The organism is Phytohabitans sp. LJ34 (genome assembly GCF_052068095.1).
In the GTDB taxonomy this organism is placed as follows: Bacteria; Actinomycetota; Actinomycetes; order Mycobacteriales; family Micromonosporaceae; genus Phytohabitans.
Genome location: NZ_JBQHDG010000018.1, coordinates 157,926 through 183,010, shown reverse-complemented (window position 1 = coordinate 183,010; position 25,085 = coordinate 157,926). Strand labels below are relative to the sequence as shown.

Here is a 25,085-nt window from a genome sequence, read left to right as displayed (position 1 = left end):
CACCTGGACGAGCAGGTCGTACACGCCACGGCTGGCAGCGAGGACGTCGGCACCGCCCAGCGCGATCCGCAGCTACGCGCTCGGCTCGACGAGCGCGTTTTTTCGACTTTCGGTGCTCCACACTGTTGTCTACAAAGGACTGTGGCTACTACTCGCATTGGCGGTGGTTGCCACAGGGCCGCTCCGCATAGCGTGGTGTACATGACGACGGTAGTGCAGAAGTACGGCGGCAGCTCGGTGGCGACAGCGGCGCGGATCGCCATGGTGGCCGAGCGGATCGCGCATATCCGGTCCGCTGGGTGGCCGGTCGCCGTCGTGGTTTCGGCGACCGGGGACACCACCGACGACCTGCTGCGGCTGGCAGCTCAGGTCAGCGGCGTGCCCCACCCGCGCGAGACCGACCAGCTGCTCGCCACGGGTGAGTGTGTCTCTGCCGCGCTGCTGGCGATCGCGCTGCGGGACCGGGGCGTACCCGCGGTGTCGCTCACTGGCGGCCAGGCGGGCTTCCGGGTAAGCGGCCCGCACGGCGGCGGATTGGTCGAGCGCGTGTGCACCGGGCGGGTTCGCGGCCTGCTGGCCGATGGCAATGTCGTAGTCGTTGCCGGCTTCCAGGGCGTCAACGACGCCGGCGACGTGGTGACGCTGGGGCGCGGGGGCTCCGACACCTCGGCGGTCGCGCTCGCGGCCGAGCTCGGCGCGCGTGTCTGCCGGATCTACACGGACGTCGCGGGTGTCTTCACGGCAGATCCCCGGATGGTACCGAGTGCGCGGCTGCTGCACCGGCTCCCGTCCGACGTGATGGCCGAGCTGGCCTTCGCCGGCGCGCGGGTCCTGCACGCCCGCTCCGTTGAGCTCGCCAGGATGTCCGATGTGGACATCGAAGTGCGCGACGCGGCGTCAGACGAGCCTGCCACCGTAATCGAGTGCCGTTCGAGTGGGCTGGAGAGCCGCTCCTACGTCGTCGCGGTGGCACACGACACCGACGTCGTACACCTGACGGTCGACGGCGGCGTCCCGCCGGGCGACCTGCTCGACCTCCTCGCGGACCAGGCCGCGCCGCCGGACCTGCTGTCGTACGCGGCGGCCGGGCCGCGGTGCGGCTTCACCGTCACCGCCGCGGGTGCCGCCCGGTTGAGTGAGCCGCTGGCCGGCCTGGCTGCCGCGTACGGCGGCCATGTGTTGACCGATGCGGCGGCCGGCAAGGTGTCGGTGGTCGGCACCGGCCTCCTGAGCCGGCCGCACCTCACCGGCCGCGTCCTAACCACGCTGTCCTCCGCCGGCATCGCGCCCACCTGGATCGGGGGCAGCCAGATGCGCGTGTCCGCGGTGGTGCCGGCGGCCGAAACCGTACGCGCGGCGACCGTCCTGCATCGTGCGTTCGGGCTTGACCGGGCTGTTCCCGTCAGGCGGTGAGGCGGCCGCCGTTTCCCAGCACGTGGCCGCCATACGCGACCAGTGGTGGGCAGCGGCGCAGAAGGGCCGCCGTGTACGCGGCTGCCGCGGCCGAGGCGTACGGCCGCCAGACGTGGTCGAGGTGGCTGTCCGCGTAGTCGCTGATGCCCCGCACGACGAGATACTGCCGGCCGGCCGCGAAGGCTGCTGTGCCGACGCCGTGCCCCTCCATCTCGATCGCGCTGATCTCCCAGCGGCCGGCGATGGCGTCGCGGGAGGCGGCGCTCCGCACGGAGCGGTCGGCGCTGCCGATCGCGGCATAGTGGACCTTCGGTCGGTTCGGACGATGACCGCTACGTTCTGCCCGTGGATGCCGGATTCGCTCCGCGTGCGGGTCGTCACTGGCGTGCAGCCGGTCGGTCGAGCTTGGCGGGCGGGCGCAATCCGGCAGTGCCGCGATGATCCGGTCAAGCTCGGCCTCCCATGGGCGCAGGCCCGCCCGCTCCTCCCCGGCGAGCAGCAGCGCCTTCGGGGTGAGCAGGGCCGACGGCGGGGGAAACGCCTGGCGTGGGCGGACGCCACCTACTTCGTCGCCGATGTGGTCGTACGCGACGATCCCCCACGTGGCCACCACGATGTCGCCGAGGCGTACGTGACGCTCGGGCCGCTTGGGCGCCGGAATGCCGGCGGCGACGCCCACCAGTACCACCTGATTGATCGACGCGAAGCCGCCGAACATGCCGGTGACGCCCGCGGCGGCGGCCGGGTTGGCCGTGCCGCCGAGCAGTGTGAGCGCGACCTGATGCGGGTTGTCCGGATCGGCGCTCGGCATGGTGCCCAGCACGTACGTGGCGTAGTCGCCGTCGATCACCCGCACCTCCGGATCGGTGATCGTCTGGCGCACCGCGGCGAACTCTACGGGCAGCGCCGTCACCAGGCCGATCGTGGGCGCCGGAGTGGCGGCGAGGGCACTGCGTACGTTATGCACAGCGACCCGCTCGCGGGTGCTCTCCAGGTACGACTGGTCGGCCTCAAGCTGCTGCACCAGCCGGTCGGCCACACGCCGGTCGTCGGTGACGAAGCCGCACGCGTCGGCCGCGGAGACGCGGGCCACCATGTTGTCCCGAGCCAGTCCTACCGAGGTCGCCATGTCGCGAAGGGAGGCGATCGAGACGGTCAGCTTCTCGACGTCGGCCGCGCCTTCGTACGCGGCCTCCAACCCGGCTTCGGCCCGCTGCCGCACACGGCCGTGGTATCGGACCCGCGCCGCGTCGAGGAGATACTGGGTGAACGGTGCCGCGTCGCGGTCGCTACCGGACCAGACCCAGGCGGTGAGGCCCGCGCGGTTGTGGGCTTCGGCGAGCACGACGAAGCGGCGCTCGGTGGCTACCTGAAGCCGCGGCGTCAGCTCCCACATCGCACGCCCTGCGGTCATGACCCCGGAGTTCAGCCAGCCGTCGTCCTCGGCCAGAAGGAGGCCGGCGGACGAGGCGATTTGGTCGAGCGCGCGAAACGGAGACGCCGCCGGGGGCGCCAGGCCGAGGTAGAGACGCGCGACGCCGAGCATCGGGTCGCCGACCTCCGCCACCACGCTGTCCCAGTCGCGGTCGAGGCCGGCCCACCCGACACCCCGCTTCGATGCGGACGCGCACATCAGGATGGAGAGGGTGAGCACGTCGCGGTCGCGGCGCAGGAGCATCCGTACAGTCGCGGCGGGGTCCCGCGCCGCGGCGACTGTTCCCATGGCCGGCGGGCCTGAGGGCAGGTCGACCGGCATGTCAAGGGTGGGCACGGTGGCACCGAGCAGTATCCGGCAGCGGCGCCAGATCTCGCCGAGCCGCGCGAACGCCCTCGCGGCTCCCGGGCCGGCAACCGGTGCGAAGTAGTGCACGGCCAATCCTTGCCGGGTGACGTACACACCGGACACCGGCCGCACCGGTCCGTCCCGCGCCAACTGCTCGTCCGGGTCGTCCAGGTCGACGCCCAAGTCGTGCACCAAGCGATCACGGAACACCAGGGCCGGCCGCATCGCCGGCAACTCCTCGTGGACCACCGCCCACTCCCGTCGGACACGTCCTACTGCGTGATGTCGATGGCTGGTTGGTGCGCTTGAACAATGCGGGCCAGGCTCACCCGGGAGTCGATCGCGAGCTTCTTGAAGACCTGTCGCATGTGGAAGTTCACCGTGTGCGGCGAGATCCGCAGGCGGTTCGCGATCTGCTGGTTCGTCAGCGCGTGTCCGGCCAGCCGGGCCACCGTTCGTTCGCGCTCGGTCAGGCAGGTCCACCTCGAGTCGTCGGGCTGCCGCTCCATCGGGGCAGCGTGCGGAACCGCACGGGGTACCTGCCGGCGCCCTTCCATACGGCGTCCGGGCTCCGCGACACGGCCCTCCTCCGCGACGACCGCGATGACGATGACCTGGTGTCGGTCGACGCCGAGCAGTTGGGCGACAAGTTCGGTTAGCCCGCGCACGCTGAGCCGCGTGGTCACCGCCGGGCCGGTCGGAAACGGATTGGGACCTTCGTAAAAGCTTGTGTTTGCCGGACGCATTCGAGACACCCCACCTGGACGCGTTTCTGCATGTCGCCTAGCTCAGCCAGGCGCTCACCAAGGCGGCGATCAGCCACCGGATCAGCCCGTAGATCAGGTCGGCGACGTCGCCGCCGTCGATCTGAATGCCTTCCTGGAGCCGGTCGTTGAAACCTCGACGTGGATGCATTTCACACACCTCCCGCTCCTGCCCGAGAGCCCCGGCTCGTGACGCCGATCTCCCGCCAGTGCGACAATTTCGCGTGGAAAGAGCATCGAACGAGACATGCCCCGGGCAGCCGGATTACGGGTGTCCGCGAACGTCCGCGACGGCTCGGGACATCACCCACCGCGCGGCCAGGAGAGGACGGGAGAGGCGGGATGACCCACGCGGAGCGGCCACCCGACCCGACCAGCCTCCACACCCTCGACGACCTGGTGCAGGCGTTCAACAAGCTGCGGCGGCGCGGCGCGCGCAAGGGCCAGGTGCGGCTGTCCGTGCGCGACCTCGCGGCGCGGACCAAGCGCGCGCCGAGCACGCTCGACGCGTACCTGCGCGGCACCCGGCTGCCACCCTCCGACGTGTACGAGGACCTGCTGCGCGCGCTCGGCGTCGAGGTGACGGCGATGCGCCCGTGGCTCGATGCGTGGGAGCGGATCGCCGACGGCTGGCCCGCCCGGCAGCCGGCGTCCCGAGCGACCACTCAGGCCGCCGGAAGGTCGGAGCCCATCCACTTCAGCGAGACGTTCTACCGGCTGACCGGGGAGAGATATCGCCCGGACACCCTCGTCGGCGTCATCACCGGAGACATCCGTCGGGTGCGGATCGCCGACGTCTGGGTCAACTCCGAAAACACCAACATGAGGATGTCGCGCTTCGAGGAGTACTCGATCTCGGCGATCGTGCGGTTCGAGGGTGCGAAGCACGACGGCAACGGCCACGTGGTCGAAGACACCATCGCGAACGAGCTGGCCAGCAAGGTGGCTGGGCGCGTGCCGCTCGCGCCTGGCTCGGTCGTCACCACCGGATCCGGCGAGTTGGCCGACCACAACCGCGTGCGGCACGTCATCCACGTAGCGGCCGTGCGGGGCGAGCCGGGCGAGGGCTATCGCCAGGTCCCCGACATCGGGCGGTGCGTCAGCAACATCCTCGTCGAGGCGGAGCGGCTCGCCGCCGTCGGCTCGGTCCGCAGCGTGTTGATCCCCCTGCTCGGCACCGGCGTGGCCGGCGGTCAGCTGGAGCCCACCGTCCACACGATGGTGAGCAGCATCGTCGACCACTTCACCTACCACCACGAGGGAGCCCTACGCGTGGTGTATCTGCTGGCGACCACAGGGCCGGAGCGGGACGTGTGCCGCGCCGTGCTGGCCGGGGGTCCTTTCGAGCCTCAGGAGCCGTCGTAGCGGTGCGCCAGGCGGGCGGCGAGCAGGTCGGTCACGGCTTTGTCCGGGTGGGTGCGGCCGAGGTAGTCCAGAGTGCTCTTGCGTAGCAGGTGCGGCTCCCGTTCGAAGACCTTCTGGGCCGGCGTCGCCATCTTCCGCAAGTCTCGGGCCCGCACGGCGAGCAGGCGGTCGAAGAGGTCGCCGTCGCGCCCCGGAGGCGGCCGCCAGCCGTCGAACAGGCGGGCCACCTCGACCGCGTGCACCAGCGGGATGACGAGCACGAGGTGCCACAGCTCCGGCCAGGCCCGGCGGCCCGCCAGGGTGCGGACCAGGTAGTCCCGTTCCACCTCGGTCAGCGCCCGCCGTCCGAAGCCGCCACCGCTGAGGACCCGTACCAGATCGATGCCCTCGATCTCGCTCATCGCGGCCCGCAGCCGTCGCCGCAGCCGCTGTGGTGCGCGCCGGTAGGCGCGCGCCAGCAGCCCGCTGTCCGGGTCGAGCTCGCGGTAGCGTGCCACCTGCCCGGTCAGCACGAACAGCGCGGCCCGTGCCATCGGGTCGTCGGGCGTGTATCCACGGTCTCGGCAGATCGCGACCGCGTGCGACACCACCAGATCCGAGGTGCCGCCGCTGAGCGCGGCCGCGTACGTCTCGGCCGGCGTCGCCAACCCCAGCACGATCCGGCTCGACCGGCGCTCCACGCCCTGGGTCGCGGGGCGGCCGTCCAGCTTCTCCCACAGCCGACGGTCCGGTGTGGACAGCCATGCCGACCAGGCCGAGTCCACCGCGTCGTCCGGCAAGGGCCGCGGGTTGTCCAGCAGGATTTCTCGTATCCGCGGGTCCGCCGCGTGCGCGCGCCACAGCAGCGACAGCACCGGACCGGAGGCGACCAGCGCGAACTCCCTGGCCGAGGCGACCACGTCCGGGTCGGGGTCGTCGACAAGCGCGCGCAGCCCGCAGGCGACCTCCTCGGGCGTGGGAGCCGGCGGCTCCGGGAGTGGTGCCGGGCGCGCGCGCCTGCGCCTCCACCGCTTCAGCCACCGCCACATCGCCATCCATGATGCAACGCGTCCGGCGACTGTGACGACCCGGAGCCCACCGCGTAGCCTTGGTTCGCGTGGAGATCGAGAAGGCGCGCGAGTTCGTGCGGCGCAACCACCGAGCGGTCCTGACCACCTACTTCCCGGACGGCCGGGCGCAGCTGACGCCGGTGACCGCCGGTGTCGACGAGGCCGGGCACGTGGTGATCAGCTCCCGCCAGCACCTGGTCAAGACCCGCAACATCGCCCGCGACCCCCGCGTCGTGCTGTGCGCCCTCAACGACGGCTTCTTCGGCGAATGGCTCTACGTCGAGGGCACGGCGGAGATCGTCCGCCTGCCCGAGGCGATGGAGCCGCTGGTCGACTACTACCGCCGCATCTCCGGCGAACACCCCGACTGGGACGACTACCGCGCCGCCATGCACCGTGACGAGCGCGTCCTGCTCCGCATCACCATCACCCGCGCCGGCCCGGGCTGACCGCCACCCTGCCCTGTCACCGGTGACTATTTCCCGGTTCGAGCTGGCGATCCCAGCCACCGCCGCCGCCTCCCGAGCCCGCGCGGCCCGACCGGGATGACGAAGAGTCAGCTGGCGACGACCTGCTCGCCGCCATCGACGAGGTGCTCGCGCAGGGCGTTCGCGAGCGGAGTGCGGCGCACACACCGGCCGAAGGCGAATGAGCCGGCCAGATCCTCCGCCTCCGTCGGGGTCACACCGTCGAAGCAGCGGGCGAAGTCGCCGACCAGCGGCTCGGCCAGCAGGATGTGCCGCACCAGCAGGTTGACCCACGGGCGGCGGCCCCACGGATACGGCTCGAACTCGGGAAACTCGCGGGCGAACAGCTCTTCGATCGGGGCCATCACGTCGCGGATGCCGGTGTCGACGCCGCCCCACGAGTCGACGCCGAGCCGTGCCTTCTTCTCCAGCACCGGGGCGATCCGCCGCAGGTACGGGCTCTCCGGGTCGGCGTACACCAAGCCCTGCAACCCGATGTCCTTGTACGTCCACAGTGCCCAGCTGGCGCCGTGGGCGCGGTAGATGTCGAGCTGGTCGCGGAGCAGCCGCAGCCGTGACTCGTCCCGCTCGGGATCGCCCGTGTACACCGGGCCGAACTCGCCGATCCAGATGGGCGTGCCGGTCCGGCGCATGAACTCGGTGCGCCGCAGGAACGTCTCCTCGACCACCCCGCGGTCGAAGTACTCGCCGCGCGCCATCCCCGGGTATTCACTGCCGGCCGCCATCCCGGGCAGGGCGTAGTCGTGCGCGGTGTAGACGGTGTTGGCGAAAGGCTCGGTGAACGCGGAGAAGTCGGTGGAGTAGCGGTTTCCGTCGAGGAAGAGCACGTGTCGCGGGTCGACCGCGCGGATGGCCCGCTCCAGCCGCGTGTAGAACGGGCCGATCGCCTCGCCGGAGGCGTCGGCCGGCTCGTTGACCGGGTTGTAGCCGGCCACCACGGGATTGTCCCGGTAGCGGTCGGCGAGCGCCTCCCACAGGTGTATCACCCGGTCTTGGAAGTGGCGGTGGGTCCAGAACGAGGCCCAGTGGGTGGGGTTGTCGCTGTGCCAGTGCTGGTTTTGCGCGCCGGGCAGCGCGTGCAGGTCGAGGATCGCGTAGAGGCCCGCCTCGGCGCAGAGCCCGATCGCGCGGTCGAGCCACGCGAAACCCTCGGCCTTGTGGGCGAACGGCCGGTCGTCGTCTTCGAAATGCCGGTAGTTGAACGGGATCCGCACCGAGTTGAGACCGATCGACGCGAGGTACTCGGCATCGGCGGTGTCGAAGAAGTCGGTGAGGAAGCGGTCGAAGTACCGCTTGTAGCCTTCCGCGCCGAGCACCCGGCGGAGCGCCTTGCGCTGCTGCGACTCGGTGCCGGGATAGCCGGTGATGAAGTTTTCCATGTTGAGCCAGCCGCCCAGGCCGACACCGGCGAGCGTGACCGGCTGCCCGGCCTCGTCGACGAGGCGCTCTCCGTCGGCCTCTATCCACTGTAGAGTCATGCAGGAACCGGTCCCGTCGTGTCGCGTACGAGCAAGCGTGGCTGAAAGCGAGCATCGTAGCCCGGGGGAGCGCCGCTCATCAGCGCCCACAGCCGCTCCCACGCCTGGCGTCCCAGCTCGTTTTTCGGGATGGAGGCGGTGGTGAGCGGCGGTGTGGTGTAGCGGGCGAACGGGATGTCGTCGAAGCCGGTGAGCGAGAGCTGGCCCGGCACCGAGACGCCCAGCTCGTGCAGCCCGCTCAGCGCGCCGAAGGCGACCATGTCGTTGAACGCCACCACCGCGGTCGCGCCGCTGGCGAGCACCGCCTTGGCCCGCGCGTGCCCGGCCTCGAACGTGGAGCCGCAGTCGAGCTCGGTCAGGTGGAAGCCGGGGCTGCCGGCCGCCTCCGCGCGCAGCGTCACGAGCCGGTCGGTGTTGGAGGTGCTCGCCGGCGGACCGGCCAGGTACACGAGGCGGCGGTGCCCGTACCCGAGGAGATGGGCGACGATCGCGCGGATGCCCGCGTGGTAGTCGACGGAGAGGGACGGCACGGCGGTGCCCGGGATCTCCCGGTTGAGCAGCACGAGCGGCGCCAGCCGCTCGTGCAGCGCGCGCAGCTGCGTCTCGGGGATGCGCGAGGAGGCGAGCACCAGCCCGTCCGAGCGGCGCCGTGCCTCGACCGCGAGGATCTGCTCGGCCTCGGCGTTTTCGTTGGACTCGGCGACCATCAGGCGATGGCCCTGCGCGCCCGCGGCGGTGCTGAGGCCGCGCAGGATGTCCTGGAACATCGGGTTGGCCAGGTCGGGCACGATCAGCGAGACCGTGCTCGTGCGCCCCAGCGCGAGGCTGCGGGCCAGGAGGCTCGGCTCGTAGTTGAGCGCCTCGGCGGCCGCGCGCACGCGGGCGGCCAGCTCGGGGGCGACCGTCGTGCTGCCGTTCATGACCCGGGAGACGGTCGCGCGGGAGACTCCCGCGGCGTCCGCGACGCGGCTGATCGTGGCCGCCGTCGGATCGCGGCGGACGCCACCGCGGCGAGCCCGCGGCTTGCTTCGGTGTGCGTCGTCGGTGTCGAGACTCATGGCGTCGCTCCCTGGGTGCCCATGTCCAGTGCGAACGTCTTCGCCGGGTCAAGATACCGGTTACTCGACGGCCCTGGCAATCGGTTCCCCGGCCGTCTCCACAGCCAGCTTCGTCCGGTTTGTCCTTCATTGAAACGTGAAAACTGATCGTTGACAGCACATTAGGGCTCTGTTAGAAACTGGTTTCACGCATACGAAGGGTGCTCCGATGAGCGAGCGCAGCCTCAAGAGCAAGGGAAGCCGGCGGGAGGACCGCGCCGCGTACGTCTTCCTGCTTCCCTGGTTCATCGGCATGGCGGTCTTCACGGTGGGGCCGATCCTGGCCTCGCTCTACCTCTCGTTCACCGACTACACCCTGCTCAGCCCGCCGGAGTGGCTCGGGTTGGACAACTACAAGCAGATGCTCGACGACCCCCGGCTGCACAAGTCGCTGGTCGTCACGTTCGAGTACGTGTTCGTCTCCGTGCCACTCCAGCTCGGCCTCGCCCTCGCGCTCGCGATGCTGCTCAACCGGGGCGTGCGGGGCCTGGCCTTCTACCGGTCCGTGTACTACCTGCCGTCGCTGCTCGCCGGCAGCGTCTCGATCGCGATCCTGTGGCGGCAGATCTTCGGCAGCGAGGGCCTGGTCAACCAGATCCTCGACCTGGTCGGCATCCAGGGCACGAGCTGGATCGCCAACCCGGACACCGCGCTCGGCACGCTCGTGGTGCTCAACGCGTGGACCTTCGGCGCGCCGATGGTGATCTTCCTGGCCGGCCTGCGGCAGATTCCCACCTCGTACTACGAGGCGGCCTCGGTTGACGGCGCCGGTGCCGTGTCGCAGTTCTTCCGCATCACGCTCCCGCTGCTCACGCCGATCATCTTCTTCAACCTCGTGCTCCAGATGATCGACGCGTTTCAAAACTTCACGCAGGCGTTCGTGGTCAGCGGCGGGAAGGGTGGGCCGGTCGACTCGACGCTCGTCTACACCCTCTACCTGTACGACCGGGGCTTCGGGTCGTTCGACATGGGCTACGCGTCCGCGCTGGCCTGGGTCCTGCTGGTCATCATCGCGGTGCTGACCGGTGTCAACTTCCTCTTCGCGAAGAAGTGGGTCTTCTATGGCGACTGACACGATCGCTCCGGCCGGCCCGACGGTCGGCGCGCCACCCGACCGTCCGCCGGGAGCGCGGAGCACCAGCCGGTCGCGGCGGTTCGGCAAGCACGTCCTGCTCGTCGTGCTCGGCATCGCGATGCTCTACCCGCTGCTGTGGATGGTCTCCAGCTCGTTCAAGCCGACCGAAATGATCTTTCGCGATCCGTCCATCTGGCCGCGCGAGGCCGACTTCGCCAACTACACCGAGGGCTGGACCGCGCTGGCCCACCCGTTCCACTTCTACCTGTGGAACTCCGCGGTCATCGCGTTCTTTTCCGTGGTGGGCAACCTGCTCTCCTGCTCGCTCGCGGCGTACGCGTTCGCCCGGCTCAAGTTTCGCGGGCGCACCGTCTTCTTCGCGATGATGCTCTCCACGCTGATGCTCCCGATCCACGTGCTGATCGTCCCGCGCTACGTGCTCTTCTCCGAGCTCGGCTGGATCAACACCAACCTGCCGCTCATCGTCCCGAAGTTCTTCGCCACGGACGCGTTCTTCATCTTCCTGATGGTGCAGTTCATCCGGGGCCTGCCGCGCGAGCTCGACGAGGCCGCGCGGATGGACGGCTGCGGGCACTTCCGCATCTACTGGCGGATCATCATGCCGCTGTCCCTGCCGGCACTGGCCACGTCGGCGCTGTTCACCTTCATCTGGACCTGGAACGACTTCTTCAGCCAGCTCATCTTCCTCACCGACCCCAACCTCTACACCGCACCCGTGGCGCTCAACTCCTTCTTGGACGGTCAAGGGGAGAGCGCGTGGGGGCAGCTGTTCGCGATGTCCATTGTGGCGCTCGTGCCGATCTTCGGGTTCTTCCTCGCCGGCCAGCGCTATCTCACCCAGGGGCTGGCCACGACGGGCCTCAAGTGATCGCCCCGGGCATTTGGTGAATCGTTCCAACAAACGAAGGGACCTCAGATGAGAACCAGACGGCGCCTCGCCGCCGCTTTCGTCGCCGGTGCCACGCTTCTCGCCGCCGCGGCCTGCGGTGGTGACTCGGGCGGTGACAGCGGTGACGGCCCGGTGGAGATCCGCTTCTCCTGGTGGGGCAACAACGACCGCGCGGAGACCACCAAGAAGGTCATCGCCGCGTTCGAAGCCAAGAATCCCGGCATCAAGGTGACCGGCGACTTCGCCGACTTCAACGCGTACTTCGACAAGCTCGCCACCGAGGTCGCGTCGGGGCGTGGGCCGGACGTCATCACGCTCGGCGGCGCCTACCCCCGCGAGTACGGCGGTCGCGGCGCGCTGCTCGACCTCTCCCGGGTCAGCGCGGAGCTGAAGACCGACAAGATCGACCAGGCCGCGCTCGGCAACGGCAAGTTCGACGACAAGCAGTTCGGCGTGCCCACCGGTGTGAACACGCCGGTCATCATCGCCGACCCGGTCGTCTTCGAGAAGGCCGGCGTACCGCTGCCCGACGACGCCACCTGGACCTGGGACGACTTCGTGCGCATCGCCACCGACGTCGCCAAGAAGTCGCCCAAGGGCACCTACGGCGTCGCCGACCCGACGAAGAGCGACACGCTCGACGTCTTCTCCCGCCAGCGCGGGGAGGCGCTCTACACGCAGGACGGCAAGCTCGGCATCAGCAAGCAGACGCTCACCGACTGGTGGACGATGACGACGAAGCTCCGCGACGCCGGCGCCTCGCCACCCGCCGCCAAGACCGCCGAGCTGGCCGGCCAGCCCTCGCCCGAGCAGACGCTGATCGGCCGCGGCCTCGCCGGCATGCAGGTCGACTGGAGCAACCAGCTCGGCGCGCTGCGCAAGGCCTCCGGGCACCCGCTCAAGCTCCTGCGCTACCCGGGTGAGAGCAGCGCCCAGCAGAAGGGCATGTGGCTCCAGGCGTCGCAGGTCTACACGATCAACGCGAAGAGCAAGCACCCCAAGGAGGCGGCGAAGCTCGTCGACTTCCTGGTCAACACCGAGGACGCGGGCAAGCTCATCCTCACCGACCGGGGCATCCCGGCAAACTCGGACGTGCTCAAGGCGATCCTCCCGGCGCTCAACGAGGACCAGAAGGCGCAGGCCGAGTTCATCGAGACGGCGACGCCGACGATGGGCCCGCCGCTGGTCATCGGCCCCGAGGGCTCGACCGACACGCCCGACATCCTCACCCGCCTCAACGACGAGGTGCTCTTCAACCGCAAGACGCCGGCGGCGGCCGCGGACGAGTTCGTCAAGCAGGTCGAAGCGGCCATCCAGTGATCGATCGGCGCGAGCTGGCCGCGCGGCACGCGGTCGACGTGACCGGGATCGCGTCGGGGTCACCGCTCTCCGTCGGCAACGGCGAGCTCTGTTTCACGGTCGACGTCACCGGGCTGCAAACCTTCCCCGGCCTCTATCCCGTGGAAGACCGGGACGGATCGGAGCCCGGGACGCTGCTGGCCACCATGTCCCAGTGGGGCTGGCACAGCGTCCCGGGCGCCGAAGACCTCGCCGACACCTACCGGTTGTACGACACGCCGCGCGGGCCGGTGCCCTATGTGGACATGCTGGGCGAGGTGACCGGCACCGGGGAGGCGCCGGCCTCGCGCGCCGAGTCGTGGCTACGCAACAACCCACATCGGCTCGACCTCGGCCGGATCGGCTTCGTCCTGGACGGACGGCCGGTGCCGCCCGGCGACGTCACCGGCGTGCGGCAGCGGCTCGACCTGTGGACCGGCGTCATCGAGAGCCGGTTCCTCCTGCTGGGCACACCGGTGACGGTCACCACGGCCTGCCACCCCGACCGCGACGTGCTCGCCGTGCGGGTCGTCTCCGCGCTGCTCGGCTCCGGACTCGCGGTGCGGATCGCGTTTCCGTACGGGTCGCAGTCGTGGAGCGTCGCGGCCGACTGGACGCGGCCGGACGCGCACACGAGCACCCTGCGGGGCGGTCGTGTGTATCGCGTCCTCGACGACACGCGGTACACAGTAGACATCGCTGTGACGGGTGGATCGGTGCGGCAGACCGCGGCGCACGAGGTGCTCGTCTCGTCCGCGGACGTGCTGGAGATGGCAATCGGCTTCAACGCGTCGGTGGGCTTCGACGAGACCGTGCGGGCGTCCGAGGCGGCCTGGCCCGCCTTCTGGCGGAGCGGCGGCGCCGTCGAGCTCGCCGGCAGCACCGACCCGCGCGCCACCGAGCTGGAACGCCGGATCGTGCTTTCCCAGTACCTCACCCGGATCCACTGCGCCGGCTCGCTGCCACCGCAGGAGACCGGCCTGATGGTCAACAGCTGGCGGGGCCGATTCCATCTGGAGATGCACTGGTGGCACGCCGCGCACTTCGCGCTGTGGGGGCGGCCCGAGCTGCTGGAGCGGAGCCTGCGCTGGTACACCACCGCCCTGCCCGGCGCCCGCGCCACCGCCCGCCGGCAGGGCTGCGGCGGTGCCCGCTGGCCCAAGCAGGTCGGCCCGGACGGGCGGGAGAGCCCCAGCCCGATCGGCCCGTTTCTGGTCTGGCAGCAGCCGCACCCGATCCACCTCGCCGAGCTGGTGCACCGGGCGACCGGTTCGCCGGAGACGCTGGAGCGGTACGCCGAGATCGTCTTCGAGTCCGCCGCGTTCATGGCGGCGTACGCCGCGAAGGGCGAACGCGGCTATCAGCTTGGCCCGCCGCTCGTGCCGGCCCAGGAGTCCTACGGCGACATCCGCGCCACCGTCACCAACCCCACCTTCGAGCTGGCGTACTGGGCGTGGGGCCTCCACGTCGCCCAGCGCTGGCGGTCACGGCTGGGCCTGCCGCCCGAGCCACTGTGGACGGAGGTGGCCGACCACCTGGTCCGCCCCCTCGTACGAGACGGCGTGTACGCGGCGATCGACGTCCCGCCGTATACGGTCGCCGACGACCACCCCTCGATGCTGTACGCGCTCGGGTTCGTCCCGCCGACCGACCTGGTCGACCCCGAGGTCATGCGCGCCACGCTCCACTCGGTGATGTCCACATGGGACTGGTCGAGCACGTGGGGTTGGGACTACCCGGCGATCGCGATGACCGCGACCCGGCTCGGCGAGCCGGCGACCGCGATCGACGCGCTGCTGATGCCGGCCGCGAAGAACACCCACCTGCCCAACGGCCACAACCGCCAGACCCCGTCCCTGCCGATCTACCTGCCCGGCAACGGCGGCCTGCTGGCGGCCGTCGCCCTGATGGCAGCCGGATGGGACGGCGGCCCGCCAACGCCGGGCTTCCCCACCGAAGGCTGGCACGTCCGCCACGAAGGCCTCAACCCGTCACTCTAGAGACTTTTCGGAGTCGGGTGGCCTCGACCCCTTATTTAGACAGAGGTTTGAGCTACCGCGATGTCCGTCGTGGTACATACCGCTGCTCCCGCGCCTCACCCGTCCGCCGCTGGTCGCGCCGGCAGTCGACGTTTGTCCACAATGTCTGTTCCCGGATCGGCGAACCTGGAAGCAACAGGGATTCCGTCGCCGCGGGTAACCGTCAGGATGGCGGAGGTAGGGCCCGCGAAGACCGCCATGGGGGCTTGTTTCGCGGACGTGGCAGCGCGGGTCGGGGATTTCGGCGAGCGCTGCGAGCCGCCGACCTGCGCGGTCTCCGGCGGGAGCGGCGGCCCGCAGCTGACGCGGATCCGGGAAATCCGCTTTGAAGGGACGTCACGCGTACCTTCCAGCACGCACCTGGGCTAGCTCGCGGTTATCCGTACGTCGTCGACGCCGGCTTCGACCAGGCTGGCGCCGGAGGCGTCCGCCGCCTCCACGAGCACGCGTACCTGTTGCCCCTGGTAGGCGGAGATGTTCCAACTGCCCGTGGCCCAGGCGCCGTTGCGGTTGGCGGCCGCGCCGGGCTGCGTGAAGAGTGCCGTCGTGCCGCCACTGTGCACGATGGACACCCGGAAGAAGTCGGCGCTGGAGGAGTTGCTGCCGTGCGCCAGATACCAGGAGAGCGACAGCGTGAGCGTGCCGCTGGGCAGCGCGATGGCCGGCGAGCGGGCACTCGTGGCGCCACCGTCGATGTCGAACGTGCCCGCGTCGGTGCCCGCCGCCGCCCCCGTGACAAGGTCGTTCACGCCGGAGACGGTGGTGCCGAGCTGCTTGGCGCCGCTGGATGTGGTGGCGGCCGGGTCGGCCCGCTCCCACGCCCCGGTGGTGGCCGTGTCGGTGCCCGAAGGGTTGGTGGTCCAGCCGGTGGCGGTCTCGAAGGTGTCCGACCAGATCGTCGCCGGCGCGGCGCCGGTGGCGAGTGTCCACAGTGCATACGCGGCGGCGTCCCCGGCCCGGTCGAGCACTGTGTCGGAGATGTTGCTCGGGTAGGTGTCGCAGGCGCGGTGGTAGCACGGGTCGAACGCGCTCTGCGTGCCGCCCCACTTGGCCACCTGCGCGGCCGTCTTCACCCGTGACGCGCCGGCCGCGACGCCCGAGGTCTGCACGCCGATCGCGTTGAACGAGGCGTCGTCGGAGCGGCCGGCGCCCTCGGTGTTCTCCTCGGTCTGTACGCCGATCGAGTCGTAGTAGGCCTTCAAGACCTGGCCCACGCCGGACGTGATGCGGTTGACGAAGTAGCCGCCGTTGGTGGAGGCCACCATGTCGAAGTTGAAGTATCCGCGGATCCGTGCCCGCTCGGCGGCCGCCAGCGTGTTGGCGTAGAACTCCGAACCGTTCAGCCCCTGCTCCTCGTCGGTCCAGAACGCGAATCGCACGTGCCCGGTGAGGCTCGGGTTGGTCGCGGCGAGCGTCAGCGCGATCTCCAGCAACATCGACGAGCCGGAGGCGTTGTCGTTGATGCCGGGCCCGGCCGCCACGCCGTCGAGGTGCGCGCCGAACATGTACACGTTGTTCGGGTCGCCGCCGGGCCAGTCCGCGATGACGTTCGGCCCGGAGCCCGCAGTGCAGCCGGAGGTGCAGTTTTGCCGCACGACGGTGTAGCCGGCGGCGGTGAGGCGGTTGGCCACGTAGTTGACCGAGGCGGTGTAGCCCGTGGTGGTCGACCGCCGGTTGCCGCCGTTCGCGGTGGCGATCGACTGAAACTGCTGAAGGTGCGCCTTGACGTTCGTGAGGGAGATGTCCGGGATGGCGACCATCGCTGTGGCCGGCGCCGCCGGCACGGCCAGCGCCACCGCGACGAGCGGCAGCGCCGCCATCGCACGCAGGATCGACGAGGGTCTCACGCGACCTCCTAGGGCCCAGGGAACGCCGGGGTTACCGGCAGCCGCAGGATATGGCGCGCGCGAAGCGATAGAGAAGACTCAATAACCTACCTAGGTCGAGGTTATGACCAACCGGTCGCCAGGATGACCGCGACGGTGGCGGTCGCGGCCAGCACGAAGGTGGCCACCGCGAGCTGGATGCGGGTGAGCCGGGCCAGCGCCGCCTCCTCCGGGGAGCGCTCCGCCGGCTGCGGTACGCCCTCCGCGATCGGCCGCAGCCAGCGCTCGACGGCGTCGGCGTCGGCCCGCAGGCTGGGATCCCGCTCCAGCAGGCGCAGCAGGATCGGTGCCAGCGGACCGGCCCGGCGCATCGGGTCGGGCGGTTGGCTGGCCAGTGCGACAAGCGTCGCGGTCGTCGTCTCCCGCTGGTACGGGGCGCGTCCCTCGACCGCCGCGTACAGCGTCGCCCCGAGCGACCACATGTCGGTGGCCGGTGTCGAGGCGCCGTCGCGGACCCGTTCCGGCGCGATGTACTGCGGCGACCCGATCAGCGCCTCCGTCCGGCCGGACCCGCCGGCCCGCACGGCCAGGCCGAAGTCGGTGAGCACCACCCGCCCGTCGTGGCCGACGAGCACGTTCTGCGGCTTGATGTCACGGTGGATGATCGAGGCTCCATGTGCCGCCCTCAGCCCGGCGAGCATGCCGAGTCCGACCCGGGCCGCCTCGCGCGGACCGAGCGGACCGTCGCGGACGATCACGTCGAAGAGGGAGCGGGACGGTACGTACTCCATCACGATCCACGGCCGGTCGGTGTGCAGGATGTCATGGATCTGCACCACGTTGGGGTGGTTGAGCGAGGCGGCCGAGCGGGCCTCGCGCAGGCTCTGTTGGACGGTGGCGAACTGCCCCGAGTCGGGCGCTATCACCTCCTTGACCGCCACGTTGCGGCCAAGCATGTCGTCGGCGGCCAGCCACACCTGGCCCATGCCGCCACTTCCGATCGCCTCCCTCAGCCGGTAACGGCCGGCGATCACGGTCCCGGTGGTCACGAAAGCGATTCGGCGCCCGCCGGCCGCGGGATTGGTCCGGGGTTGCTTTTGATCAGGCGCGCCATCGGCCACCACACGGCGAGCTGGAGCAGGGCCAGCACCAGCGTGAACGGCAGCAGCGTCCACACGCCCGCACCCTGCGCGCTCGCCCCGGCCAGCCAGGGGAGGGCCGAGCCGCCGACGACGGAGCCCGCGTTCATGACGCCGATCGCGGAGGGCACCAGGCGGGCGGTGGTGAGCAGCGGCACCACGGCCATCGCGGGGTTCGCTCAGAGCGTCACATCTGAGTGGCCGCGTTCCGGAAATCTGGCCTTAGCGTGTGCCACATGATCTCTGCCCTCATCACCCGCCTAGCCGGGTGGCTGCGCTCGCTTCCGCCGCCGCACGAGCGCTACGAGCAGCTCGCGGCGGCGCTGGTTCGCGATTTTGGCGGCCGCGCCGACCCGATCACCGCCGCCGCCTGCGCCGAGATCGAGCGGGTCGCGTGGCGCTACTCCCGGCACCTGCTGCTCACCTTCGACCCGGACGGCACCGACCCGCCGCACGAAGTCGCGCCCGGCTGGCCCGAGCCGGACCCGGCGGTGATCGGGCCCGCGGCCGCCCAGGTGCGCGAGGTGTCCAGGTTGGACGGTGGCGCCTGCCTGATTCGCGTCGACGGCTTCGACGCGCTCCGCATCGCCCAGCCGTACCTCGACGGCGCGTTCGCCCTCGCCCGCGGGGCGACCCGGATCCTGCTCGACCTGCGGGCGAACGGCGGCGGACACCCGGAGACGGTCGCGTACATCGCCGCCCGGCTCCTCGGCGACCAGGCGACGCACCTGTCCGACGTCACGTACCGGGACCACACCCGCCAGTGGTGGACGCCCGACCTGCCCGAGGGCACGGCGGTGCCAGTCGAAACGCCGGTGGCGGTGCTGGTCAGCCGCCGCACGTTCTCCTCCGGCGAGGCGCTCGCCTACCATCTGTGGGCCCGCGGCCGGGTCACGGTCGTCGGCGAGCGGACGCCCGGCGCCGCCGACCACATCACCGAGATCCGGCTCGCGCCCACCGTCGTGGGCCAGGTGCCCATCGGATACGTGACGGACGCTCTGACCGGCACCAGTTGGGAGGGCGGCGGGGTGGTGCCGCGGGTCGAGTGCCCCGCGTCCGAGGCTGTCTCCGCCGCGCTCGAACATGGTTCCAAGTAACTGTTAGGAAGCTTTATTTATCGTGTTACGCTCTCACCTCATCGATGAACATCACGACCACACATCGAGGAGGTGACCACGTGTCGAAGGTCCGCACGATCGCGACGGTGGCGGCACTGGTGATCGGGGGTGCGCTGGCGGCGATCGTGCCGATGGCCACCGCGTCCGCGGCCGCCTGCGCGGCGCCGTGGCAGGCGTCGTCCGTCTACACAGGAGGAATGACGGCCTCGCACAACGGCCACAACTGGCTGGCCAAGTGGTGGACCCAGGGCGAGGCGCCACCCGGCACCTCGGGTGTCTGGGCCGACCAGGGCACGTGCGGCGGCACCACCCCGCCACCGAGCACCTGCAACCACCCCAACTGGGTCGCCGGTCAGTGGTACACCACCGGCGCGATCGTCCGGTACACCAACGGCCAGTACTACATCGCCGAGCACGACAACCCGGGCTACGACCCGACGATCAGCACCTGGTACTGGGAGCCATACACCTGTAGCGGCCAGCCGCCGGTGACCACGCCGCCGCCGTCGGGCAACGGTTTCGTGGTGAGCGAGGCGCAGTTCAACCAGATGTTCCCGAGCCGGAACTCGTTCTACACGTACTCCGGGCTCGTCGCCGCGCTGAACGCGTACCCCGCGTTCGCCCGCACCGGCAGCGACACGGTCCGGCGCCAGGAGGCGGCCGCCTTCCTCGCGAACGTCAGCCACGAGACCGGCGGCCTGGTCCACGTCGTCGAGCAGAACACCGCCAACTACCCGCACTACTGCGACGCCAGCCAGCCCTACGGCTGCCCGGCCGGCCAGGCGGCGTACTACGGCCGCGGCCCGATCCAGCTGAGCTGGAACTTCAACTACAAGGCGGCCGGCGACGCGCTGGGCCTGCCCCTGCTCACCAACCCGTGGCTGGTGCAGAACGACGCCTCGGTCGCCTGGCGCACCGGCATCTGGTACTGGATGACCCAGAACGGCCCCGGCACGATGACCCCGCACAACGCGATGGTCAACAGCCGCGGCTTCGGCGAGACCATCCGGAGCATCAACGGCTCGCTGGAGTGCAACGGCCGCAACCCGGCCCAGGTGCAGAGCCGCGTCAACAACTACACGCGGTTCGTCCAGATCCTCGGCACCACACCCGGCGGCAACCTGACCTGCTGACCGCGCGACGAGGCACAAGGTAGACACTGCCCCGGGCGGCGCGCGAACGCCGCTCGGGGCTCAGCGGGCGATCGCGATCCAGGTGGCGCGGGCGCGGGCCACCTCGTCACCGTCCTCGCCGTACAGCGTCGTGTGTACCAGCGCCTTTCGGCCCTCGGTCTCGGCGAGCGCGCCGCGCACCACGCACCGCTCGCCCGGAGCGGGCATCCGCGCCACGCGTACCGCGATGCGACCCAGCACGTACGGCCGGCCGCCCTGGATGACGGCCCAGCCGCCCGGGCAGTCGAGGGCGGCCCAGACCACCGGATGCGAGACGTCGTCGGGGACGCTCCACGGTGCGGCGGTGGTGCCGTCGTCGAGCGCGCCCGGGAAGATGCGCAGCCCGTCGGCGCGCTCGGGCCCGCAGACGTAACAGGTGGGGAACGGGTGCTCCGCGAACCCCGAGTAGCGGGTGGCGGCGTCGGCCGCGTCGGCGTACCCGACCGGTGGGACCGTGATCGTGATCGCGCCGGCCGCGCCGACCTCGGCCACGACGGCGCCGTCCTGGGTCTGGATCTTGCCGTCGGCGGGGACGAGCGGGGTGTCGAGCGGTGGGGGCATGCGGAGTGTCACCTCATGGGTGTCGTCGCCGGCGAAGACGCCCGCGCTGTAGCCGCCATTGCCCGAGCCGGGTGGCCCGTTGAAGCGTGCCGGGATGATCATCTTGTGCCCCCCCAAGAAGTTCTCCGTCCGCACCCATCACAACACCTGAGGAGGGCGGCATGCGCAAGCGCGACGGCGCGTCGGCCGGTGGGCATTCGGTATGTTGCCCGAGTGGTCGTGGACATCTACACCGACGGTGCGTGCAGCGGCAACCCGGGCCCGGGTGGCTGGGGCGCCCTCCTGCGATACGGCGCACACGAAAAGGAGCTCTGCGGGGGCGAGGCGGGTGCGACCACCAACAACCGGATGGAGCTCATGGCCCCGATCCGGGCGCTGGAGAGCCTGACCCGGCCGGCGGTGGTGCGGATACACACCGACAGCACCTATGTGCGCAACGGCATCACCAAGTGGATGCCCCGGTGGAAGAGCAACGGCTGGCTGACCTCCGCCAAGGAGCCGGTCAAAAACGCGGACCTGTGGGAGCGCCTCGACGCCGCGGCGCGCCGGCACGAGGTCGAGTGGTTGTGGGTCAAGGGCCACGCCGGGCACGTGGAAAACGAGCGTGCCGATCGCCTGGCGGCCAAGGGGCTGCGCGAGGCGGCCGTGGCGGCCGTCGAGCGCAGCCCACTCTGACGTCGTTCCCGCGATGCTCTAGCGCCGCCACAGCGCGACGCTCAGGCAGACCGCCCAGAGCAGAGCCGCCGGTATCGCGTACGCGCCGATCTGCGCGGCGACGGCGACCGCGATCACGAGTGCGGCGCCCAGGCCGACGTACCCGATCCAGCGCGGCAGTGCCGCGGTGCGGAGGGTGACGACCGAGATCGCGGTGATGGTCAGCGCGAGGGTCGTCATGACGGGCAGGTTGAGCAGGGTGTAGTTGAGTGCGGTCGAGTAACGCAGCACGTCGAGTGACGGCAGCGGCTGGTCCATCCGGTCGACGAGGTGGGCGACCACCCCGCGCAGCGCCGCGGAGACGAGCAGCGTGGCGGTGAAGGCGGCACCCATCGCCCGCGCCAGGGCCAGCCACGCCGGCGCGCCGGACGCGGTAGGGATGCGGCGAAGGTGGCTGACGACGACGGCGAGCAGGACAGCGGCGGCCATGGCGCAAACGCCGGATACCGTCCCGGCGAGCCGGTTGCCGGAGTCCTGCCACCACGCGAGCAACTCGGCGTCGGTCGCGTCGCGGGGCACGTTGACGCTGGCGACCGTCCAAAAGAGGCAGACGGCGAAGAGCAGGGCGGCGACCGATGCCACCCGGGCGGCGACGGTGGTGGTCCGGTCGGTGGTGGGTGTGGCGGTGATAGTCATGGCCTCGATCGTCGGCGTGCGGCGGGCGCCGTACGACCGAGCAGGCCCGGAACTTGTCCTCAGGGCTGTCCCTGAGACGTTCGAGCCGATCAGCTGCGACGATGAGCGGATGGGAGCGGCCACGCGCTTTCTCGCCCGGGCGCTGACCTGGCCGCTGCTGCCGGCCATGGTCGCGACGACGCTCGCCGACCACGCCCGGCTCGGCGACCTGCCGTACGTCGTGGCGATGCTCGCGTGCTGGCTCGTGGGCGTGGTGCTGACCTGGCGGGCGGTCCGGCAGCCGGCCGGGTGGGCGTTCCTGGGGCTGGGCACCGCGATCGCCTGGGGCGGCTTCACCGAGGAGTTGGCACTGCGGACGGGTGACCCGCTGCTCGCCACGTTCGCGGACTCGAGTTGGGTGTGGTGGTTCGTCTTCGCCGCGCTCGCGGCACAGCTCACGCTGCCCGGCCGGATCCGGCCGCGCCGGCTGCCACTCGCCGCCGCCGCGCTGGGAGTGGTGTCCCAGCTGCTGATGCTGCTGCGGCCCCGCCCGCTCGAGGCGCCGTTCGCGGGCATGCGCAGCCCGTGGGCGGTCTCGCGGCTTGGCGGAGTGGTCGACGCGCTGTCCTACGCCGCCGTCCTCGCGCTCGGGCTGTGCCTGCTCGCCTCGGTCTTCGCGCTGGTACGCGCCGCCCGCCGTGTGCGGGACGACGAGCGCCGGCAGCTGCTCTGGCTCGTCGCCGGGTTCGTGCCGCTCGCGCCGGCGGTCGTCGCCGGGTTCGCACTGTCCTACCTGGGCCACGACGGCCTCGCCGGCTGGCCGCTCACCGTCGCGTTCGTGGCCCTGGCGGCGGGCGCCGCGCTGTCCGTCCTGCGCTACCGGCTGTACGACGTCGAACGGGTCGTCTCCGAGTCCGCGGCCTACGCGCTCGCCTCCGGCGCGGTCGTCATGGCGTTCGTACTCGTGGTCGTGGTGATCAGCCGGACCACCCCGCTGGGCGAGACGTCGCAGCTCTCGACGGTCGCGGCCACGCTCGCCGGCGTGGCGGTGGCGCGGCAGTCGTACGTGTGGGCCCGCCGCGCCGCCGGCCGCCGGCTCGACCGAGCCAGGTTCGACGCGGTCGACGCGGTCCGCCGTGGCCTGCGCGCCGCGCCCGTCGACCTGGACGTGCTCGTCGCGCACGCGTTGGACGACCCCGGTGCGCGCGTGCTGTACCCGACCGCGCGTGGCTGGGTGACCGAGCACGGCCGGGTCGTGAGCCCCGGCGCGCACACCGTCGACGTGCGGGGCGCGAAGCTGGAGTTCGACCCGCGGCGGGTCGACCGCGACGTGGTGGTCGCGGTCGCCGCCGAGGCCGCCGCCGAGATCGACAACGTCGCGCTGCGCGCCGAGCTCGCGCGCCAGCTCGCGGTGGTGACCGAGTCGCGCGCCCGGCTGGCCACCGCGCACCAGGACGAGCGCCGACGCCTCGAGCGAGACCTGCACGACGGCGCCCAGCAGCGCATCCTCGCGATCGCGCTACAACTGCAATCGGCGCGGCTCAACGGCGCGGTCGACATCCTCCGCGCCGAGGTCGACCGCGCGGTCGTCGACCTCGGTCACACCGTGCAGGAGCTGCGCGAGCTCGCGTCGGGCATGCAGCCAGCGGCCCTGGCCAGCGGCGGTCTGCTCGCGGCGGTCGCGGACGTGGCCGAGCGCATCCCGGTCCCGATCACCTACGAGGTGCCCGACCGCCGCTTCGACGCCACCGCCGAGGGCACGGCCTGGTTCGTCGTCGCCGAGGCGGTCGCCAACGCCGTCAAGCACGCCTCGGCCGGCAGCATCCGCATCGACGTGGAGCACGGCCGTGGTGGGCTCACCGTGACCGTCTCGGACACCGGCGTCGGCGGCGCCGACCCCGAAGGTCACGGCCTGCGCGGCCTGCACGACCGGGTCGCGGCCGCGGGCGGCTCGCTCACCGTGACAGACCTTGAGCCATCGGGTACAACCGTGCAGGCGGTGCTGCCGTGCGAGTAGTCATCGCCGACGACTCCGCTCTCCTGCGCGAGGGCCTGGCCCGGCTGCTGGCCGAGGCCGGCGTCGACGTGTGTGCGCTCGTCGGCGACGCGGCCGCGCTGGCCGGCGCCGTCGCGGAGCACCGGCCCGACGTGGCGGTGGTGGACATCCGGATGCCGCCGACCTACACCCACGAGGGCGCGGCCGCGGCGGTGGAGCTCAAGGCCGACCACCCGCAGCTCGGCGTGCTGCTGCTGTCCCAGGCGATCGAGACCCACTTCGCGTCGCGTCTGCTGGAGCGGCACGCGGAGCGGTTCGGCTACCTGCTCAAGGACCGCGTCATCGACGTGCCGACGCTGCTCGGGGCGCTGCACACCATCGCGGCCGGCGGCACGGTGCTGGACCCCGACGTGGTCCGCCACCTGATGCGCGGACACTCCCGCCGCAATCCCGTGCTGTCGCTCACCGGCCGGGAGCGGGACGTGCTCGCCCTGATGGCCGAGGGCCGGTCGAACGCCGCCATCGCCGAGCGGCTCGTGGTGAGCCCCAAGACCGTCGAGAGCCACATCGCCAACATCTTCAGCAAGCTCGGCCTCGAAGACACGCCGGACGACCACCGCCGGGTGCTCGCCGTGCTGGCCGCGCTCCGCGCGGGTGCCCCTTGACCGTCAGGTCGCGAAGACCTGTGCGTCGTCGGCGAACGCCTTGAACTCCAGCGCGTTGCCCGCCGGGTCGAGGAGGAACATCGTCCACTGCTCGCCCGGCTGCCCCTCGAAACGCACGTAGGGCTCGATGACGAACCCCACGCCCGCGGCGCGCAGCCGCTCGCTGAGCTTGTGAAACTCCGGGACGGTGAGGAGCAGCCCGAAGTGCGGCACCGGCACGTCGTGCCCGTCGACCGGGTTGTGTATCCGCTCCGCGCGGGCCGGCGCCAAGTGGGTGACGAACTGGTGGCCGTGCAGATTCCAATCCACCCAGGTGTCCGAGCTGCGCCCCTGCTCCAGGCCGAGCACCTCACCGTAGAACCGGCGCGCGGCGGCCAGATCATCGACCGGCACGGCCAGATGGAACCGCGGAATGGTCATCGCCTTCTCCCAGGCTGCGTCCCTCTGGGTACCGTAGCGTGGCTCCGTCCACAATAAAAC

Annotated in this window: 25 protein-coding genes; 13 read left to right on the top strand and 12 right to left on the bottom strand. The window is 71.0% G+C overall.

From position 1 onward, the window contains the following. Nucleotides 1–201: 201 nt before the first annotated feature. Nucleotides 202–1,413, top strand: a complete 1,212-nt coding sequence (locus tag ACTMTJ_RS29925) for an aspartate kinase (RefSeq protein WP_441221750.1) — start codon at nucleotides 202–204, stop codon at nucleotides 1,411–1,413. On the opposite strand, the gene ACTMTJ_RS29920 is transcribed toward ACTMTJ_RS29925, so the two are convergent. Together ACTMTJ_RS29920 and ACTMTJ_RS29915 are read right to left on the bottom strand one after the other, a co-directional pair. Further along, entirely contained in the window at nucleotides 1,403–3,388 is a 1,986-nt protein-coding gene (locus ACTMTJ_RS29920; protein ID WP_441221884.1) for a CATRA conflict system CASPASE/TPR repeat-associated protein, read from the bottom strand. The genes ACTMTJ_RS29925 and ACTMTJ_RS29920 overlap by 11 nt on opposite strands. A gap of 80 nt (nucleotides 3,389–3,468) precedes the next feature. Further along, on the bottom strand, nucleotides 3,469–3,705 hold the full coding sequence (locus ACTMTJ_RS29915; RefSeq protein WP_441221748.1) for a response regulator transcription factor: 237 nt from the start codon (nucleotides 3,703–3,705) through the stop codon (nucleotides 3,469–3,471). 9 nt (nucleotides 3,706–3,714) lie between these two features. Between ACTMTJ_RS29915 and ACTMTJ_RS29910 the strand changes: the two genes are divergently transcribed. After that, nucleotides 3,715–3,855: a hypothetical protein gene (locus ACTMTJ_RS29910; protein ID WP_441221746.1), complete on the top strand. Its 141-nt coding sequence runs from the start codon at nucleotides 3,715–3,717 to the stop codon at nucleotides 3,853–3,855. Between the two features lie 124 nt (nucleotides 3,856–3,979). On the opposite strand, the gene ACTMTJ_RS29905 is transcribed toward ACTMTJ_RS29910, so the two are convergent. Next, the gene (locus ACTMTJ_RS29905; RefSeq protein WP_441221744.1) at nucleotides 3,980–4,111 is read right to left on the bottom strand and encodes a hypothetical protein; all 132 of its coding nucleotides are present in this window, start codon (nucleotides 4,109–4,111) and stop codon (nucleotides 3,980–3,982) included. Between the two features lie 191 nt (nucleotides 4,112–4,302). Here ACTMTJ_RS29905 and ACTMTJ_RS29900 point away from each other — a divergent pair, with 191 nt between their 5' ends. Next, the gene (locus ACTMTJ_RS29900) at nucleotides 4,303–5,325 is read left to right on the top strand and encodes a helix-turn-helix domain-containing protein (protein ID WP_441221742.1); all 1,023 of its coding nucleotides are present in this window, start codon (nucleotides 4,303–4,305) and stop codon (nucleotides 5,323–5,325) included. On the opposite strand, the gene ACTMTJ_RS29895 is transcribed toward ACTMTJ_RS29900, so the two are convergent. Continuing rightward, nucleotides 5,310–6,353 carry a hypothetical protein gene (locus ACTMTJ_RS29895; RefSeq protein WP_441221740.1) on the bottom strand — a complete coding sequence of 348 codons (1,044 nt, stop codon included), beginning with the start codon at nucleotides 6,351–6,353 and terminating at the stop codon, nucleotides 5,310–5,312. The genes ACTMTJ_RS29900 and ACTMTJ_RS29895 overlap by 16 nt on opposite strands. A 68-nt stretch (nucleotides 6,354–6,421) precedes the next feature. Here ACTMTJ_RS29895 and ACTMTJ_RS29890 point away from each other — a divergent pair, with 68 nt between their 5' ends. Next, nucleotides 6,422–6,823 (top strand): PPOX class F420-dependent oxidoreductase, encoded by a 402-nt coding sequence (locus tag ACTMTJ_RS29890; protein ID WP_441221738.1) that lies wholly within the window; start codon nucleotides 6,422–6,424, stop codon nucleotides 6,821–6,823. Nucleotides 6,824–6,930: 107 nt separating this feature from the next. Here the strand turns inward: ACTMTJ_RS29890 and ACTMTJ_RS29885 are convergent, their stop codons facing one another. After that, nucleotides 6,931–8,340, bottom strand: a complete 1,410-nt coding sequence (locus tag ACTMTJ_RS29885) for a glycoside hydrolase family 5 protein (RefSeq protein ID WP_441221736.1) — start codon at nucleotides 8,338–8,340, stop codon at nucleotides 6,931–6,933. Then, nucleotides 8,337–9,398, bottom strand: coding sequence for a LacI family DNA-binding transcriptional regulator (locus ACTMTJ_RS29880; protein WP_441221734.1), 1,062 nt, complete (start codon nucleotides 9,396–9,398; stop codon nucleotides 8,337–8,339). Before ACTMTJ_RS29880 ends, ACTMTJ_RS29885 begins: the two co-directional genes overlap by 4 nt. Before the next feature lie 208 nt (nucleotides 9,399–9,606). Here ACTMTJ_RS29880 and ACTMTJ_RS29875 point away from each other — a divergent pair, with 208 nt between their 5' ends. Genes ACTMTJ_RS29875 through ACTMTJ_RS29860 form a run of 4 tightly spaced genes read left to right on the top strand, consistent with a single transcriptional unit; the run spans nucleotide 9,607 to nucleotide 14,760 of the window. After that, on the top strand, nucleotides 9,607–10,509 hold the full coding sequence (locus ACTMTJ_RS29875; protein ID WP_441221732.1) for a carbohydrate ABC transporter permease: 903 nt from the start codon (nucleotides 9,607–9,609) through the stop codon (nucleotides 10,507–10,509). Continuing rightward, nucleotides 10,499–11,401, top strand: coding sequence for a carbohydrate ABC transporter permease (locus ACTMTJ_RS29870; RefSeq protein WP_441221730.1), 903 nt, complete (start codon nucleotides 10,499–10,501; stop codon nucleotides 11,399–11,401). The genes ACTMTJ_RS29875 and ACTMTJ_RS29870 overlap by 11 nt, the downstream gene beginning before the upstream one ends. Nucleotides 11,402–11,449: 48 nt before the next feature. Further along, a complete protein-coding gene (locus tag ACTMTJ_RS29865) occupies nucleotides 11,450–12,742 on the top strand; it encodes an ABC transporter substrate-binding protein (RefSeq protein ID WP_441221728.1) in 1,293 nt (430 codons plus the stop codon). Further along, complete coding sequence (locus tag ACTMTJ_RS29860; protein ID WP_441221726.1) at nucleotides 12,739–14,760, top strand: hypothetical protein; 2,022 nt, start codon at nucleotides 12,739–12,741, stop codon at nucleotides 14,758–14,760. The genes ACTMTJ_RS29865 and ACTMTJ_RS29860 overlap by 4 nt, the downstream gene beginning before the upstream one ends. A 404-nt stretch (nucleotides 14,761–15,164) precedes the next feature. On the opposite strand, the gene ACTMTJ_RS29855 is transcribed toward ACTMTJ_RS29860, so the two are convergent. The 3 genes from ACTMTJ_RS29855 to ACTMTJ_RS29845 form a co-directional block, all read right to left on the bottom strand. Further along, nucleotides 15,165–16,619 (bottom strand): M20/M25/M40 family metallo-hydrolase, encoded by a 1,455-nt coding sequence (locus ACTMTJ_RS29855; protein WP_441221882.1) that lies wholly within the window; start codon nucleotides 16,617–16,619, stop codon nucleotides 15,165–15,167. Nucleotides 16,620–16,747: 128 nt separating this feature from the next. Further along, nucleotides 16,748–17,674 carry a serine/threonine-protein kinase gene (locus ACTMTJ_RS29850; RefSeq protein ID WP_441221724.1) on the bottom strand — a complete coding sequence of 309 codons (927 nt, stop codon included), beginning with the start codon at nucleotides 17,672–17,674 and terminating at the stop codon, nucleotides 16,748–16,750. Next, the gene (locus tag ACTMTJ_RS29845; protein WP_441221722.1) at nucleotides 17,671–17,931 is read right to left on the bottom strand and encodes a hypothetical protein; all 261 of its coding nucleotides are present in this window, start codon (nucleotides 17,929–17,931) and stop codon (nucleotides 17,671–17,673) included. Before ACTMTJ_RS29845 ends, ACTMTJ_RS29850 begins: the two co-directional genes overlap by 4 nt. Before the next feature lie 69 nt (nucleotides 17,932–18,000). Here ACTMTJ_RS29845 and ACTMTJ_RS29840 point away from each other — a divergent pair, with 69 nt between their 5' ends. Together ACTMTJ_RS29840 and ACTMTJ_RS29835 are read left to right on the top strand one after the other, a co-directional pair. Beyond that, on the top strand, nucleotides 18,001–18,861 hold the full coding sequence (locus ACTMTJ_RS29840) for a S41 family peptidase (RefSeq protein WP_441221721.1): 861 nt from the start codon (nucleotides 18,001–18,003) through the stop codon (nucleotides 18,859–18,861). 80 nt (nucleotides 18,862–18,941) lie between these two features. After that, the gene (locus ACTMTJ_RS29835; RefSeq protein WP_441221719.1) at nucleotides 18,942–20,015 is read left to right on the top strand and encodes a glycoside hydrolase family 19 protein; all 1,074 of its coding nucleotides are present in this window, start codon (nucleotides 18,942–18,944) and stop codon (nucleotides 20,013–20,015) included. Between the two features lie 60 nt (nucleotides 20,016–20,075). Here ACTMTJ_RS29835 and ACTMTJ_RS29830 read toward each other — a convergent pair whose 3' ends face one another. After that, a complete protein-coding gene (locus tag ACTMTJ_RS29830; RefSeq protein ID WP_441221880.1) occupies nucleotides 20,076–20,717 on the bottom strand; it encodes a PaaI family thioesterase in 642 nt (213 codons plus the stop codon). Between the two features lie 111 nt (nucleotides 20,718–20,828). Here ACTMTJ_RS29830 and rnhA point away from each other — a divergent pair, with 111 nt between their 5' ends. Next, nucleotides 20,829–21,290, top strand: coding sequence for a ribonuclease HI (rnhA, locus tag ACTMTJ_RS29825; protein ID WP_441221718.1), 462 nt, complete (start codon nucleotides 20,829–20,831; stop codon nucleotides 21,288–21,290). Nucleotides 21,291–21,308: 18 nt separating this feature from the next. On the opposite strand, the gene ACTMTJ_RS29820 is transcribed toward rnhA, so the two are convergent. Next, entirely contained in the window at nucleotides 21,309–21,965 is a 657-nt protein-coding gene (locus ACTMTJ_RS29820) for a hypothetical protein (protein ID WP_441221716.1), read from the bottom strand. Between ACTMTJ_RS29820 and ACTMTJ_RS29815 the strand changes: the two genes are divergently transcribed. Continuing rightward, nucleotides 21,964–23,961 (top strand): histidine kinase, encoded by a 1,998-nt coding sequence (locus ACTMTJ_RS29815; protein WP_441221714.1) that lies wholly within the window; start codon nucleotides 21,964–21,966, stop codon nucleotides 23,959–23,961. The two genes, ACTMTJ_RS29820 and ACTMTJ_RS29815, sit on opposite strands and share 2 nt — an antisense overlap. After that, a complete protein-coding gene (locus ACTMTJ_RS29810; protein WP_441221712.1) occupies nucleotides 23,952–24,605 on the top strand; it encodes a response regulator transcription factor in 654 nt (217 codons plus the stop codon). Before ACTMTJ_RS29815 ends, ACTMTJ_RS29810 begins: the two co-directional genes overlap by 10 nt. 3 nt (nucleotides 24,606–24,608) lie before the next feature. Here the strand turns inward: ACTMTJ_RS29810 and ACTMTJ_RS29805 are convergent, their stop codons facing one another. Beyond that, on the bottom strand, nucleotides 24,609–25,025 hold the full coding sequence (locus tag ACTMTJ_RS29805; protein WP_441221710.1) for a VOC family protein: 417 nt from the start codon (nucleotides 25,023–25,025) through the stop codon (nucleotides 24,609–24,611). Between the last annotated feature and the right edge of the window lie 60 nt (nucleotides 25,026–25,085).